Source organism: Micromonospora sp. DT178 (genome assembly GCF_049841695.1).
Classification (GTDB): Bacteria; Actinomycetota; Actinomycetes; order Mycobacteriales; family Micromonosporaceae; genus Micromonospora.
On the sequence record NZ_JBNCKV010000005.1, the window covers coordinates 210,789 to 225,256 of the forward strand.

A 14,468-nucleotide genomic window follows, 5' to 3' on the forward strand; every position below is an offset into this window, starting at 1 on the left:
GCGCCTGTGTACGTCCGCCGGCTCGAACTGGTCGACTTCCGCTCGTACGAGCGGGTCGGCGTGGACCTGGAGCCGGGGGCGAACGTCCTGACCGGCGCCAACGGCGTCGGCAAGACGAACCTGGTCGAGGCGTTGGGCTACGTGGCGACCCTGGATTCGCACCGGGTCGCCACGGACGCCCCCCTCGTCCGGATGGGCGCCTCCTCGGCGGTGATCCGCTGCGCGGTCGTGCACGAGGGGCGCGAGCTGCTGATCGAGCTGGAGATCGTCCCGGGCAAGGCCAACCGGGCCCGGCTGGGGCGGTCGCCGGCCCGCCGGGCACGGGACGTGCTCGGCGCGCTGCGGCTCGTGCTGTTCGCCCCGGAGGACCTGGAACTCGTCCGGGGCGACCCGGCCGAGCGCCGCCGCTACCTCGACGACCTGCTGGTCAGCCGCCAGCCCCGGTACGCCGGGGTGCGGGCCGACTACGAGCGGGTGGTCAAGCAGCGCAACGCGTTGCTGCGCACCGCGTACCTGGCCCGCAAGACGGGCGGGTCGCGGGGCGGGGACCTGTCGACCCTGGCGGTCTGGGACACGCATCTGGCCCGACACGGCGCCGAACTCCTCGCCGGCCGGCTGGAACTGGTCGCGGCGCTGAGCCCGCACGTGACGAAGGCGTACGACGCGGTGGCGGCGGGACGGGGGGCCGCCGGGATCGCGTACCGGCCGTCGGTGGAGCTGGCGGAGCCCACCACCGACCGGGAGACACTGGCGGCGGCGCTGACCGCCGCACTCGTCGAGTCCCGCGCCGCCGAGGTGGAGCGGGGCACCACCCTGGTCGGCCCGCACCGCGACGAGCTGGCGCTCACGCTGGGCCCGCTGCCCGCCAAGGGGTACGCGAGCCACGGTGAGTCCTGGTCGTACGCCCTGGCGCTGCGGCTCGCCGGCTACGACCTGCTGCGTTCCGACGGCATCGAGCCCGTGCTGGTGCTCGACGACGTCTTCGCCGAGCTGGACGCCGGGCGGCGGGAGCGGCTGGCGGAGCTGGTCGGCGGGGCGAGCCAGCTGCTGGTGACCTGCGCGGTCGACGAGGACGTGCCGGTGTCCCTGCGCGGCACCCGGTACGCCGTGGGCGAGGGAACGGTGCGACGTGTCGGATGAGCAGCTTCCGCCGGCCCGGCTCGGCCCGGGCCGTGGCGGCGGAACGACCGGCGGCGACTCCGGCAGCGCGGCGGGCGGCGACGCGGCCGGGGCGAGCGGCCCCGAGCTGGCGCGGGCCGTGCTGGACGCGGCGCGGGCCCGCCGCGAGTCGGCGGCCCGGACGCGTCGGCGTACCCCCGGCGGGGGTGGCGGCGACGGCGAGGGCGGCCAGCGGCGCCTGCGCGGATACTCCGGCCCCGGGCCGGACCCGCGCGACCCGCAGCCGCTCGGCGCGGTGCTCAACCGGCTCGTCAAGGCGCGCGGCTGGCAGCAGCCGGCAGCCGAGGCGACGGTGTTCGGCGCCTGGGAGCGGGTGGTGGGCCCGGAGGTGGCCCAGCACAGCCGGCCGGTGAAGCTGGAGGACGGCGAGCTGACCGTGGAGGCCCGCTCGACCGCGTGGGCCACCCAGCTGCGGCTGCTGGCCGGCTCGCTGCTCAAGCAGATCGCCAGCGAGGTCGGCCACAACGTGGTGCGCAAGCTGCACATCCACGGCCCCGCCGCGCCCTCCTGGTCGAAGGGCCCGCGCCGGGTCCGCGGCCGCGGACCGCGGGACACCTACGGCTGACGGTCAGCGACCCTCGCGCCGGGCCTCCCGCTCGGCGCGCTTGCGTTCCCGCTGCTCGCGGCTCCACTGCTTGCGCCGCTCCAGGTCCCGCTTCCACGCCTCCCGGGCGTGGTTCGAGCCGCCCTGCACCGCTCCCTGGACCTCCGGCGGGCCCGCGAGGCGCCGGAACGCCCAGGCCATCAGGCGGCCGCCCTCGCCCGGGGCCTTCGGGGTGGGCTTCTCGTCGGTCATCGCCTGGCCTCCGGAACGACGGGAACGTTTGGCGTACAAACCATTGGTACACCAATCATTGGTACGCTCGCAACGACGACGAGGAGGCCCGACCGTGACCGACCAGCTCGACGGGGATCCCCTGGCGCTGGAACAGCAGGTGTGCTTCGCGCTCTCCGTCGCCGCGCGCGGCGTCGTCGCCGTCTACCGGCCGCTGCTGGAGCCGATGGGGCTCACCCACCCGCAGTACCTGGTGATGCTCGCGCTCTGGCAGCACGCGCCGCTGTCCGTACGCGACCTCAGCCGCCTGCTCCAGCTCGACCCGGGCACGCTGTCACCCCTGCTCAAGCGGCTGGAGGCGGCCGGCTACGTCCGGCGCGAGCGGGACCCCGACGACGAGCGGAGCCTCGCGGTGACGCTGACCGCCGCCGGTCGGGCCCTGCGGGATAGGGCCGAGCAGATTCCGCCCGCGATCGTCGAACGGCTCGGCATGCCGGTCGAGGACCTGCGCCACCTGCACGCCGTGCTGACCCGCGTCATCGACGCCGCCAACCGCGCGGGCGGGTCCGCCGCCGGAAGAGGTCAGGCGTCGGCGTAGACGGCGAAGCCGCGGTCGGCGCAGCGCCGGTAGAAGGCCGCCAGCACCGCCAGCTCGGCGCAGGTGAAGTTCCACTGCGGCGGCTCGCCGCTCTCGTCGCGCAGCGCGTCCAGGCGGCTGTCGAGCCAGCGCAGCTGCTGCTCGGCCAACCGCCCGTCGGCGAGCAGCGACCGCAGCACCTGGCTCACCGAGTCGAAGGTGACGGCCTCGCCGTACGGGCGGTGGCCCGCCACGAACCGCTCGATGCCGCCGGCGACCCAGGCGCAGCCGTCCGGATCGATCACCGGATCCTCGTCCTCGGCCGCCGCGTCCGTGGCGTAGAGCACACCCTCCAGGCCGAGCAGGAGGTCGACCAGTTCGGTGTACGCGGTCGCCCGCACGGTGCCGGTCTTGGCGATCAGTTCGGCGAGCGCCGCGGTCGGCGCGGAGATGCGGGGCATGTCGACGATGTCGCCGAAGTCGACGAACTCGGCCGGCGCGACCGGATCGTAGAAGCGGCCGGTCCGCGGCCACTGCACCGCGACGTTGTCCAGCCCCATCTGGCGTCACCTCTTCGAGAGCACGGGTAGTTCGTATCGGCTCGATCGTCCGGTTCCGGCCCGAAAAGATCAAGGCCGGGCCGACGGCGTGGCGCCGGTGGCGTTCCCGGCCGTCCGACCGGCACCGATCGTCAGGCGGCGGCGCCCCCGATCGCCCCCTGGCGTGTAGGGGGAGTCGCGGGCGGCGCGGTTCGGCCGGCTACGTCGGTCTCAGCCCCCTCGCAGGGGTGCCGAGTGGTGGTTCTGTCGTCCGCGCACAGTAAGATTGACCCTGAGACGAAGACCCGGTGCGGAGCGACGAGACACGGGCCCGGAGCGGGGCCCGCGATCATTGTCCACGTCGGGTCGAGCCGATCGCGATCCGCGGGCAACCGCGGCGACCGGCGCGTTCGACCCGTACTCCGGAATTGTCCCCGGTGCCGGTCCGCGCGTCGACGTCGCGTCCTGTCCGCCGAACCCGCGCCCGACGCGCCACCAGGTGCGGACGGCGCGAGAAAGTGGCCGAGGGTGGCAGCGCAGGACAAGCAGGAGTACGGCGCCGGGTCGATCACCGTTCTCGAGGGGCTGGAGGCGGTCCGGAAGCGCCCCGGTATGTACATCGGGTCGACCGGTGAGCGCGGTCTGCACCACCTGGTGTGGGAGGTCGTCGACAACGCGGTGGACGAGGCGCTGGCCGGCCACTGCGACACCATCGACGTGGTGCTGCTCGCCGACGGCGGGGTCCGGGTCACCGACAACGGCCGGGGTTTCCCGGTCGACCTGCACCCGAAGCTGAAGAAGCCGGGTGTCGAGGTGGCGCTGACCGTGCTGCACGCGGGCGGCAAGTTCGACGGCAAGGCGTACGCGGTCTCCGGCGGTCTGCACGGCGTCGGCGTCTCCGTGGTGAACGCCCTCTCCACGAAGATGGCGGTGGAGATCCACAAGTCCGGCTTCGTCTGGCGGCAGGAGTACCACAACTCCAAGCCGACCCCGCTGGAGAAGGGCGAGTCCACCGACCGCACCGGCTCCGCGGTCGCCTTCTGGCCCGACGCCGACGTCTTCGAGACGGTCGACTTCGACTTCCAGACCATCTACCGGCGGCTCCAGGAGATGGCCTTCCTCAACCGGGGCCTCACCATCCACCTGCTCGACGAGCGGGTCCCGGAGGGCGAGGAGGGCAAGCCGCGCGAGGTCACCTTCTGCTACAAGGGCGGCATCGCCGACTTCGTCCGGCACCTCAACGCCTCGAAGAACCCGATCCACAAGACCGTGGTCGAGTTCGGCTCCGAGGAGGAGGGCATGTCGGTCGAGATCGCCATGCAGTGGAACGAGTCGTACGGCGAGTCGGTCTACACCTTCGCCAACACCATCAACACGCACGAGGGCGGCACCCACGAGGAGGGCTTCCGGGCCGCGCTGACCAGCGTCGTCAACCGCTACGGCGCCGACAAGAAGCTGCTCAAGGGCGACGAGAAGCTCTCCGGCGAGGACATCCGCGAGGGCCTGGCCGCGATCATCTCGGTCAAGCTGGCCAACCCGCAGTTCGAGGGCCAGACCAAGACCAAGCTGGGCAACACCCCGGTGAAGAGCTTCGTGCAGCGGGTCTGCAACGAGTGGCTGGTCGACTGGTTCGACCGCAACCCGGCCGAGGCGAAGATCATCATCCAGAAGGCCTCCCAGGCCGCCCGGGCCCGGATCGCCGCGCAGCAGGCGCGCAAGCTGGCCCGGCGCAAGTCCCTGCTGGAGTCCGGCTCGATGCCGGGCAAGCTTGCCGACTGCCAGTCCACCGACCCGCGCGAGTCCGAGGTCTTCATCGTCGAGGGCGACTCGGCCGGTGGCTCGGCCAAGCAGGGCCGCGACCCCCGGACCCAGGCGATCCTGCCGATCCGCGGCAAGATCCTCAACGTGGAGAAGGCCCGGATCGACCGGGTGCTGAAGAACAACGAGGTCCAGGCGCTGATCACCGCGCTGGGCACCGGCATCCACGACGACTTCGACATGGAGAAGCTGCGCTACCACAAGGTGGTGCTGATGGCCGACGCCGACGTCGACGGCCAGCACATCCAGACGCTGCTGCTCACGCTGCTCTTCCGCTTCATGCGCCCGCTGGTCGAGATGGGGCACGTCTACCTGGCCGCCCCGCCGCTCTACAAGATCAAGTGGAACAAGCGCGGCGACGACGCGCAGTACGCGTACTCGGACCGCGAGCGGGACGGCCTGATCGCGCTGCGCCAGCAGAAGAAGCCGAACGCGAAGCCGGACGACATCCAGCGGTTCAAGGGCCTCGGCGAGATGAACTACCCCGAACTGTGGGAGACCACGATGAATCCGGCAACGCGTACGCTGCGTCAGGTCACGCTCGACGACGCGGCCACCGCCGACGAGTTGTTCAGCGTGCTGATGGGTGAGGACGTCGAGGCGCGCCGCTCGTTCATCCAGCGCAACGCCAAGGACGTCCGGTTCCTGGACATCTGACAGGTCCCGGCGGGCCGGCCGGTCGTCCACCGGCCAGCCCGCCGATCCACAGAGTTATCCACAGAGCGGCCGGTATCCACAGCCGTTATCCACAGCACGAAAACGACTCTGAGTCTGATAAGGGTTAACAGTGACCGATATCCCCGAGTCCACACCCAACGAGCCCGAGCTCCCCGAGACCGTCGCCGCCGTCGTCGCGCACGACCGCATCGAACCGGTCGGGCTCGAGGTGGAGATGCAGCGCTCCTACCTCGACTACGCGATGAGCGTCATCGTCGGGCGGGCGCTGCCGGACGTCCGGGACGGGCTCAAGCCGGTCCACCGCAAGATCCTCTACGCCATGTTCGACTCCGGCTACCGGCCGGACCGGGGCTACGTGAAGTGCTCCCGCGTGGTCGGCGACGTGATGGGCCAGTTCCACCCGCACGGCGACTCGGCGATCTACGACGCGCTGGTCCGGATGGCGCAGCCCTGGTCGCTGCGCTACCCGCTGGTCGACGGCAACGGCAACTTCGGCTCGCCGGGCAACGATCCTGCTGCCGCCATGCGCTACACCGAGTGCAAGCTCGACCCGCTGGCCATGGAGATGCTGCGGGACATCGACGAGGACACCGTCGATCTTCAGGACAACTACGACGGCCGGGCCAAGGAGCCCACCATCCTGCCGTCGCGGATCCCGAACCTCCTCGTCAACGGCTCCGAGGGCATCGCGGTCGGCATGGCCACCAAGATCCCGCCGCACAACCTGCGCGAGATCGGCGCGGCGGTGCAGTGGTGCCTGGAGCACCCGGAGGAGGACGAGGCCACCACCCTCGACGCGCTGCTGGAGATCGTCAAGGGGCCCGACTTCCCCACCCACGGCCTGATCGTGGGCACGCAGGCGATCCAGGACGCGTACCGCACCGGGCGCGGGTCGATCCGGATGCGGGCCGTGGTGGAGGTCGAGGAGGACAAGCGGGGCCGCCCCTGCCTGGTCGTCAGCGAGCTGCCCTACCAGGTGAACCCGGACAACCTGGCCGAGCGGATCGCCGAGCTGATCAAGGAGGGCAAGCTCGCCGGCATCGCCGACATCCGCGACGAGTCCTCCGGGCGTACGGGCATGCGGATCGTGCTCGTGCTCAAGCGCGACGCGGTCGCCAAGGTGGTGCTGAACAACCTCTACAAGCACACCCAGCTCCAGGAGACCTTCGGCGCCAACATGCTGGCGCTGGTCGACGGGGTGCCGCGCACGCTGAACCTGGCCCAGTTCATCCGCTACTACGTCGAGCACCAGATCGACGTGATCCGCCGGCGGACGGCGTTCCGGCTGCGCAAGGCGGAGGAGCGGGCGCACATCCTGCGCGGTCTGTCCAAGGCCCTGGACGCCCTCGACGAGGTGATCGCCCTGATCCGGCGCTCGCCCACCGTCGAGGATGCCCGGCAGGGCCTGATCCGGCTGCTGGAGATCGACGAGATCCAGGCGACCGCGATCCTCGACATGCAGCTGCGCCGGCTCGCCGCGTTGGAGCGGCAGCGGATCCTCGACGACCTGGCCAAGCTGGAGCTGGAGATCGCCGACCTCAAGGACATCCTCGCCAAGCCCGAGCGGCAGCGCAGGATCGTCTCTGAGGAGCTGGGCGAGATCGTCGCCAAGTGGGGCGACGAGCGGCGCACCAAGATCGTGCCGTTCGAGGGCGAGGTCTCCATGGAGGACCTCATCGCCCGCGAGGACGTGGTCGTCACGATCACCCGTACGGGTTACGCGAAGCGGACCAAGGTCGACCTCTACCGGTCCCAGCGCCGCGGCGGCAAGGGCGTCAGCGGGGCGACGCTCCGGCAGGACGACATCGTCAGCCACTTCTTCGTATGCTCGACGCACGACTGGATGCTCTTCTTCACCAACAAGGGGCGCGTCTACCGGGCGAAGGCGTACGAGCTTCCCGAGGCCAGTAGGGTGGCCAAGGGCCAGCACGTGGCCAACCTGCTCGCGTTCCAGCCCGACGAGCAGATCGCGCAGATCATCGAGATTCCGAACTACCAGGTGGCCCCCTACCTGGTACTTGCCACGAAGAACGGCCTGGTGAAGAAGACTCGGCTCGAGGAGTTCGACTCCCCCCGGTCCGGCGGCATCATCGCGATCAACCTGCGCGACGAGGACGAGCTGGTCGGGGCGGCGCTGGTCGCGCCGGAGGAGGATCTGCTGCTGGTGTCGAAGAACGCGCAGGCGATCCGGTTCAACGCGAGCGACGAGGCGCTGCGCCCGATGGGGCGGGCCACCTCGGGCGTCATCGGCATGCGCTTCAGCGAGGACGACGTCCTGCTGGCCATGGAGGTGGTCCGCGAAGGGCTGGACGTCCTCGTGGCCACGAACGGGGGATTCGCGAAACGCACCCCGATCGAGGAATACCCCGTGCAGGGCCGGGGAGGTAAGGGCGTGCTGACTGCGAAGATCACCGAGCGGCGCGGTGGTCTGGTCGGCGCGGTGGTGATCGACCCGGACGACGAGCTGTTCGCGATCACCAGCAACGGTGGTGTCATCCGGACTCCGGTGAAGCCTGTACGCCGTACGCGTGACCGGAACACAATGGGGGTCAAGCTGATGGACCTTCCGGATGGCGTGACTATCGTGGCGATTGCTCGCAATGCCGACGAGCCTGACGAACAGGACTAGTTGAATGACGGAGACACAGGCGAAGTCGGGGAACACGGGGACCTCGGCCACCCCGGTCGACGAGGAGGCCGCGAAGAGCGGCACACCAGCGACCGGCCGCGCGGCCGTGGGTCGGGCCACCGTCCCCGCCGACGCGCCTGCCCCGAAATTCACCCGGGCTCCCGGAATGACACCGCCTCCGGACAAGCCCTCGGAGGACGGGGACGCGCCGGAGCGGACCGAAGCGGTGGGGGTCGACAAGCCGGCCCCCGCCGCCAAGCCGGCCGCCGCCACACCGACGACGACGCAGCCGCTGAAGGTCGGTGCCGGCCAGTCGACCGGCACCACCGGGACACAGCCGCGGGTCACGGGCGCCACGGGCACCCAGCCGCGTGTCACGGGCACCGCGAAGCCGCAGTCGGACGGCGCGCGCCCGACCGCCGCCGGCCGCCCCGCCAACGGGGGCGGCCTGCCGCCGGGGATCGGCGGCGCCGCAGCCGTCGGGGCGGCCCGCGTGGGTGACGCGGTACGCGCCGCGCGTACGTCGGTCAGCTCGGCCGCGTCGCGCGGGCCGCGCCGGGCCCGGCTGAACCTCAAGCGGATCGACCCCTGGTCCGTCATGAAGTTCGCGTTCGCGGTCTCGGTGGTGCTCTTCATCGTCGTGGTGGTGGCCACCTCGGTGCTCTACCTGGCCCTCGACGCGATGGGCGTGTTCACCAGCGTCAACGACAGCCTGACCGACCTGGTCAGCGCGGGCGGCGGCCAGAGCACCAGCGGCTTCCAGATCACCGCCAAGGGCGTGATCCTCAGCTCGGCGCTGATCGGCCTGGTCAACGTCGTGCTGTTCACGGCACTCGCCACGCTCGGGGCGTTCGTCTACAACGTCTGCGCGGACCTGGTCGGCGGCATCGAGCTGACCCTGGCCGAGCGCGACTGAACCACCTCGGAAGCCGGGGCACCGCCGAGCGCGGAGCCCCGGCTTCCGTGCGTCTTGCGGCACGTCACCGGGCCGCACGGCGGCGTAATCGGGTGGGCCGGATGCGGAGCCTCCGGTAGGTTCAGAGGCGACGGCAAACGCCCGGACGTCGCAGCGGCCCCCGATTTGGGGCCGGACGGACGGATGGGTTAACCTTGCTCGTCGCCACGCGGGGCTATAGCTCAGTCGGTTAGAGCGCAGAGCTGATAACTCTGAGGTCGCTGGTTCGATTCCAGCTAGCCCCACCGCACATCGTCCGACGGCAGTCGAGCGCGAGGGTAGGCCCCATGTTCAAGAAGCTTCTGATCCTGGCCGGCATCGTCGGTGTGGCAGCAGTGGTGGCCAGGAAGGTCAAGGCTTCCAACGACGAGCGCGCCCTCTGGCACGAGGCGACCACCGCGCCCGACCTGCGCTGATCCCGCTGGCACTGCCGGCACCGGCGGCGTCGTCCGCCCCGGGGGCCCTAGCTCAACTGGCAGAGCACTGCCTTTGCAAGGCAGGGGTTAGGGGTTCGAGTCCCCTGGGCTCCACCAGCACTTTTCTTGGTTGATCTCGCCCCCGAGTACAGCCATTCGTACAGCCAAGCGGTCACGCCGTCCCCTCCTCGCCAAGGATCCGGTCGATGGCCGAGGCAGCCTGGCGAGCCCGCGCCGGCAGGACGTGCCCGTAGGTGTCGGCCGTCATCCGGATCGTGGAGTGCCCGAGCAGCTCCATCACCGTGCGCAGCTCCTCGCCCTGGTCGAGGAGGAACGTGGCGAAGGCGTGCCGCAGGTCGTGCAGGTGCAGCCACTCCAGCCCAGCCGTCGCGCGGAGCTGCTCGAAGCGCCGGTTCACGTTCCGCGGCTCCATCGGCGTGCCGATCGTGCTGGCGAACACCAAGGCGCTCCGCGCGGCGCGGGCCGGGGCGCGGCAACCGGCTCCTACGGAGCCGCCGCCCCGGCCGCCTACGGCGCCGGGGCGGAAAGTCAGCCGGCCCGCAAACCACACCCCGCCCCGCGCGTCACCCCTGGGTCCGTGAAGGGACCCCAGTGACAAGTCCCGGAGATGACCGGGACCATGCGACAGCTCTACCTTCCCTCTCTTCCAGCCCTGGTGACGTCTCACCGGACCGGTCGACGGCCGGTCGGATCGAGTTGCCGAACGGAATCCGTCAGGCCGCTCACGGTCCGAGGTGAGGAAGGGGTGGAGGCAGGAGGAGGGCGGAGGGTTGGTGTGGGGTTGGGGTTAGAGCTGCCTCCGGCGGGGGCGCAACGACTCCAGGATGGAGTTGCCGAACGGTTGCGGTTGTGGGTGGTTGGGGTGGGATGCCATCCCGCCAGCCACCGACCCAGGCAAGCCGAGCAGACCAGGGCCAGGGCGACAAGGTCGTACCTTAGGGTTCTTGCGTCTGGATGGTGTTCCGGGCCGCCGGGTTGGTTGGGTGTGGCTCAAGGTCGTTTGCCGTCAGGTGGCCATGGACGAGCGGCCGCCCAGCCAGCCTAGGGCGCCTTGGCCGCTGATTGAGATCTGCGAGTCGTCGCTTGCTAAGGAACTGCCGGCGGGGTCGTCCGTGGTGACCTGGATTCGGGTGCTTCGGGAGGACGGCTTGGCGCAGGTATGGGTAGGTGTCGACGCGGGCAAGCAGGCTCACCACGCCGCGGCGGTGGACGTGGACGGGCGGGTGCTGTGGTCGACGCGGGTGGCCAACGATCAGCAGGCGATCGCGGACCTGGTCGCCCGTGTCAGCGCGGATGATGAGGTGGTGTGGGCCGTCGACCTGGTCGGCTGTGAGACAGCTCTGCTGCGGGCGATGTTGGCGTTGTCGGGGCAGCAGACGGTGTATATCCCGGGCCGGACGGTCAAGACGATGTCGGCGGGGTTCGCCGGCGAGGCGAAGACTGACGCGCGTGATGCGGTGGTCATCGCCAACACGGCCCGGATGCGGCATGACTTCCTGCGGGTCGAGACGCCGACGGAGCTGATCGCCAAGCTGGCGCTGCTGGTCGCGCACCGCGCCGACCTGGTCGAAGACTGGGTCCGCACCGTCAACCGGCTGCGCCGCCTGATGCTCGGAATCTCCCCAGTGTTGGAACGGGCGCTGACGTTTACCAATGTTGCGGCGTTGATTCTGATCAGCGCTTATCAAACGCCCGAGCAGATCCGCGCCGCCGGTCGCGAGCAGCTCGTGGCGCATCTGCGCCGGCACCGGACAGTGAACGCCGCCAAGGTCGCCGATCAGGCGTTGGCCGCCGCGGCTGAACAGGATCTCACCTTGCCGGGACAGGACACCGCTGCTGCCCTCGCCGCTGAGCTGGCCAGCCACCTGCTGCGACTGCACCGACGGATGCGGGACACCGACAAAGCGATCGAGGCCGCCTTCAGCAGCCACCCTCAGGCCGGCATCATCCGCAGCCTGCCCGGCATGGGAGCACTGGCAGCGGCGGAGTTCATCGTCGCGGTCGGGGACCTGTCGACCTTCGCCAGCCCTGATCACCTTGCCGCCTACGCAGGTCTGGCGCCGGTGGCCCGTGACTCCGGCAAGCGCGTTGCCAACCTACGCCGGCCACAGCGCTACAACCGACGGCTGCGCCACGTGTTCTACATGTCCTCGCTGAGCACTCTGCGGATGAACGGCCCGAACCGGGACTACTACCAGCGCAAACGCGGCGAGGGACGCAAGCACCAACAGGCATTGATCGCCCTCGCCCGCCGCCGCGTCGACGTCCTCTGGGCACTGCTCCGCGACAACCGCTGCTTCCAACTCCAACCACCAGCTCCTTCAACACCCGGCTAGGAGTCGGAGATGATCGACGGCGTGGACCTCGATGAGTTCGACCAGCACGTTCAATCACTCCGCACCCGGACGGCCGAATCCGGCTTCGAGGAAATCGAAGACTTCAAGGTGATCGAAGGGCTGACCGCGTCGGCGGAGGACATCACCGAGGCGGAGCGAGCGCTGGGCGCGACCTTGCCTGAGCCGTATAAGGCATTCATGATGCGCTACGGCGGCGGGCAGTTCGGATTCCTCGACCTGCTGCCCATACCCACAGCAGCGTCCGCACACCACGTCGACAACGTCGTCTCCGTCAGTCAGGCCGAGTTCCCGGATGGGTCGTTCGTCGCGGTGGCACCCGTCGGCACAGGCGACTACTGGTGCTTCCCCGTCCTCGACGGCCGGTGCAGTGCCGAGGTGTGGTTCCACTACCACGACGCCGACGACCCGACGCTGGAGGCACCAGACTTTCTGGATTTCGTAGCACGGCGCGGTACTCAGCCCTGACCCAGACAGGCACCACGGTCGACACCACCAACCCTGCCCTCTCAGAAGAAGCGGGGCGCTGCCCCGCCCCCCGACCCTCCCTCAGAGACCGCAACGGGTCTCCTCGCTCGGGCACCCCAAGGCGCTGCCCGAGAACCCCGGCCAGGTCAAGGCCAAGCCGCTACGCGGTCGCCTTCGGCGAGCCTTGACCCGACCGAGAACCCCAGGCAGGAACATGCCTGCCCGACCGAGGAGACCCTGCCCACCGCACAGCCCGCTTGACAACAACCATTGAGACTCGTCCGGTAGGGCGCTCCACCTTGTCACCCTGGCCCTGGCCCGCTCCACGATGTGTGGGTCGGCGGCAGACGGGATGGCATTGATCTCGGCTCCGTCAGTCCTGCCAGTAGCCGTACGGCTTGTGGGACTGAAGCCAAATCAAATTAAATCTAAGCCCGTTGATGTTGCTGCCTATTATTGCAATAACCGCAAGAGGAAGGGTGGCCCTTACTTCTCTTTCCGGTCATCACCTCGGACATGGGGCGGAATGGTTCGATGCCTGTGGACTCAACTTCCTTATCGCCGAATCCAAGCGGTGCCCGTCAGACGTCCTTCAGGCAGGTCATGTATGTGAAATATTGTACGTTGCCACCGAACTTAATGACGATCCAGCCGTTTGCATTGGTGTGTCCGCAGGCCGTGTACCTCGTCCCCGGGCCATCGTTAACGATGGGGTCGAATTGGGAACAGTTGTACTGGTATCCCATCTGCGCCCACGTGTAGACTGCGGCGTTGATGTTGGGCTCGTATCGGAGTGGCAGATTATTTGCGAGCGATTCAACCCGTCCGGTCGCACATTGGGTGCTGTAATTGTGATGAGCGCTCGCGGGTGCTGGAGCGGCCAAGCCGAGTCCGAACACGAGCGCGAGAACCAAAGATGCGTTACGAAGGAACCTCACGAGTTCTCCTTCCCTGTCTGCGGGCTCGCAGTTGGCGGGCGATGATGAAGTAGGCCAGACCTTCTGTGAGGGCGCCATGACGACGAGTAATGGTGGCAGCGTAATGAAAGAAGTGAATGCCATCAAGTGGTGTGATGCTCGCCACAGAATTGTAGTGAGTGTCAGTCTGTAGCGCCCCTCGGTGTGAGGGAGGTCTGGTGTGGTTGGCGTGACCACTGGTCCCGGGTCGTGCGCGAACATGCAGCCGAAGGTGGGCATCCAGCGCCTTGCCTGATGCCAGCAGTGCAGCAGTGAAGTACAGCAGCCTTGCTAACCGAACCGAGTCGAGAAGCGCGCTAGCAGCCCGCTTGACCGCGCATCCAGCCCGATCCGACCAGCTCGCCGACAGTTCACACCGAAGCGATCGGCTTGGCTGTACAGCCATCCGTACAGCCAAGCCGGCCGACGGACACGGTCCGAGGCCGACGGTGGACGACATGACGAGCAGGCCAGCGGCAGTTACCGACGCCGACCGGCAGATGTCTTGATCTTTGCAAGGCAGGGGTTAGGGGTTCGAGTCCCCTGGGCTCCACCAATATCGCCTCTGACTAGGCGATTCGTCCTCGCAAGATCAACGGGCACAAGTCGGGCACAGGTCAGTCATGATCTTGCGGCCGGATGGTCGCCTTGTTGGCACGTGCGACTCCCCGCGCCCCCGGTCGACACACCGGGTGCCAGCCTCCATCCCCAACATCTCACCGAACCGGCAACCCTGGCCGGCACCCAGCGAGACGGCCGCGCGGTATCGCGCCGGCACGGCGTCCAGCAGCGCAAGCACTTCGCCCTCAGTCGGGACCCACTTCGGGACCCGGGACATGCCCCGCAGCACCTGAGAGAGCCGCACCCCATCGCATGGGTTGTCAGCAATGATCTTGGTCGGGGACGGCGGCGTTGAGCACCGCATCCAGCAGTTCGAAGTGCAGCTTGAGCGACGACTTCGGCGTGCCCTCGTCCAACCGCCGAGTCAACCACTCCAGCACCCCGGTCAGGCGGATCAACCGAAGCGGGCGGTCACCAAACACCGGATACAGGTGACGGCTCAGGTCGACTCAACTTGGTCTCGGGTTCGCCCTGCCGTTTTC

Annotated in this window: 14 protein-coding genes and 2 tRNA genes; 11 read left to right on the forward strand and 5 right to left on the reverse strand. The window is 69.1% G+C overall.

The features are described from left to right. Positions 1 to 6 precede the first annotated feature (6 nt). Together recF and ACLQ22_RS11825 are read left to right on the forward strand one after the other, a co-directional pair. On the forward strand, positions 7 to 1,140 hold the full coding sequence (gene recF, locus ACLQ22_RS11820; RefSeq protein ID WP_425692306.1) for a DNA replication/repair protein RecF: 1,134 nt from the start codon (positions 7 to 9) through the stop codon (positions 1,138 to 1,140). Next, positions 1,130 to 1,744 (forward strand): DUF721 domain-containing protein, encoded by a 615-nt coding sequence (locus ACLQ22_RS11825; RefSeq protein WP_425692307.1) that lies wholly within the window; start codon positions 1,130 to 1,132, stop codon positions 1,742 to 1,744. The genes recF and ACLQ22_RS11825 overlap by 11 nt, the downstream gene beginning before the upstream one ends. Positions 1,745 to 1,747: 3 nt before the next feature. Here ACLQ22_RS11825 and ACLQ22_RS11830 read toward each other — a convergent pair whose 3' ends face one another. Continuing rightward, positions 1,748 to 1,975, reverse strand: a complete 228-nt coding sequence (locus ACLQ22_RS11830) for a hypothetical protein (protein ID WP_425692308.1) — start codon at positions 1,973 to 1,975, stop codon at positions 1,748 to 1,750. Between the two features lie 94 nt (positions 1,976 to 2,069). Between ACLQ22_RS11830 and ACLQ22_RS11835 the strand changes: the two genes are divergently transcribed. Then, complete coding sequence (locus ACLQ22_RS11835) at positions 2,070 to 2,552, forward strand: MarR family winged helix-turn-helix transcriptional regulator (RefSeq protein ID WP_425692309.1); 483 nt, start codon at positions 2,070 to 2,072, stop codon at positions 2,550 to 2,552. Here the strand turns inward: ACLQ22_RS11835 and ACLQ22_RS11840 are convergent. Continuing rightward, entirely contained in the window at positions 2,537 to 3,091 is a 555-nt protein-coding gene (locus tag ACLQ22_RS11840) for a hypothetical protein (protein WP_366641497.1), read from the reverse strand. The two genes, ACLQ22_RS11835 and ACLQ22_RS11840, sit on opposite strands and share 16 nt — an antisense overlap. A gap of 507 nt (positions 3,092 to 3,598) precedes the next feature. On the opposite strand from ACLQ22_RS11840, the gene gyrB reads away from it, so the two are divergent. The 6 genes from gyrB (at position 3,599) to ACLQ22_RS11870 (ending at position 9,683) form a co-directional block, all read left to right on the forward strand. Next, positions 3,599 to 5,545, forward strand: coding sequence for a DNA topoisomerase (ATP-hydrolyzing) subunit B (gyrB, locus tag ACLQ22_RS11845; RefSeq protein ID WP_425692310.1), 1,947 nt, complete (start codon positions 3,599 to 3,601; stop codon positions 5,543 to 5,545). Positions 5,546 to 5,675: 130 nt separating this feature from the next. Further along, complete coding sequence (gyrA, locus tag ACLQ22_RS11850) at positions 5,676 to 8,195, forward strand: DNA gyrase subunit A (protein WP_425692311.1); 2,520 nt, start codon at positions 5,676 to 5,678, stop codon at positions 8,193 to 8,195. 4 nt (positions 8,196 to 8,199) lie between these two features. Beyond that, positions 8,200 to 9,111, forward strand: coding sequence for a DUF3566 domain-containing protein (locus ACLQ22_RS11855; RefSeq protein WP_425692312.1), 912 nt, complete (start codon positions 8,200 to 8,202; stop codon positions 9,109 to 9,111). A gap of 210 nt (positions 9,112 to 9,321) precedes the next feature. Continuing rightward, positions 9,322 to 9,395 (forward strand) — tRNA-Ile (locus ACLQ22_RS11860). Positions 9,396 to 9,437: 42 nt separating this feature from the next. Continuing rightward, complete coding sequence (locus ACLQ22_RS11865; protein ID WP_231920970.1) at positions 9,438 to 9,566, forward strand: DLW-39 family protein; 129 nt, start codon at positions 9,438 to 9,440, stop codon at positions 9,564 to 9,566. 41 nt (positions 9,567 to 9,607) lie between these two features. Beyond that, positions 9,608 to 9,683, forward strand: a tRNA-Ala gene (locus ACLQ22_RS11870). A 55-nt stretch (positions 9,684 to 9,738) separates the two neighbouring features. On the opposite strand, the gene ACLQ22_RS11875 is transcribed toward ACLQ22_RS11870, so the two are convergent. Beyond that, positions 9,739 to 10,254, reverse strand: a complete 516-nt coding sequence (locus ACLQ22_RS11875) for a tyrosine-type recombinase/integrase (protein WP_425692313.1) — start codon at positions 10,252 to 10,254, stop codon at positions 9,739 to 9,741. 316 nt (positions 10,255 to 10,570) lie between these two features. On the opposite strand from ACLQ22_RS11875, the gene ACLQ22_RS11880 reads away from it, so the two are divergent. Together ACLQ22_RS11880 and ACLQ22_RS11885 are read left to right on the forward strand one after the other, a co-directional pair. Beyond that, on the forward strand, positions 10,571 to 11,923 hold the full coding sequence (locus ACLQ22_RS11880) for an IS110 family transposase (protein ID WP_425692314.1): 1,353 nt from the start codon (positions 10,571 to 10,573) through the stop codon (positions 11,921 to 11,923). A 9-nt stretch (positions 11,924 to 11,932) separates the two neighbouring features. Then, positions 11,933 to 12,409, forward strand: coding sequence for an SMI1/KNR4 family protein (locus ACLQ22_RS11885; protein ID WP_425692315.1), 477 nt, complete (start codon positions 11,933 to 11,935; stop codon positions 12,407 to 12,409). A 581-nt stretch (positions 12,410 to 12,990) separates the two neighbouring features. Here ACLQ22_RS11885 and ACLQ22_RS11890 read toward each other — a convergent pair. After that, entirely contained in the window at positions 12,991 to 13,347 is a 357-nt protein-coding gene (locus ACLQ22_RS11890; RefSeq protein WP_425692316.1) for a hypothetical protein, read from the reverse strand. 899 nt (positions 13,348 to 14,246) lie between these two features. Further along, positions 14,247 to 14,408 carry a hypothetical protein gene (locus tag ACLQ22_RS11895; RefSeq protein WP_425692317.1) on the reverse strand — a complete coding sequence of 54 codons (162 nt, stop codon included), beginning with the start codon at positions 14,406 to 14,408 and terminating at the stop codon, positions 14,247 to 14,249. Positions 14,409 to 14,468 lie beyond the last annotated feature (60 nt).

Coding starts and splice junctions, on each gene's coding strand:
- ACLQ22_RS11830 (WP_425692308.1), bottom strand. CDS start 1,975: ATGACCGACGAGAAGCCCACCCCGAAGGCCCCGGGCGAGGGCGGCCGC.
- ACLQ22_RS11840 (WP_366641497.1), bottom strand. CDS start 3,091: ATGGGGCTGGACAACGTCGCGGTGCAGTGGCCGCGGACCGGCCGCTTC.
- ACLQ22_RS11855 (WP_425692312.1), top strand. CDS start 8,200: ATGACGGAGACACAGGCGAAGTCGGGGAACACGGGGACCTCGGCCACC.
- ACLQ22_RS11865 (WP_231920970.1), top strand. CDS start 9,438: ATGTTCAAGAAGCTTCTGATCCTGGCCGGCATCGTCGGTGTGGCAGCA.
- ACLQ22_RS11885 (WP_425692315.1), top strand. CDS start 11,933: ATGATCGACGGCGTGGACCTCGATGAGTTCGACCAGCACGTTCAATCA.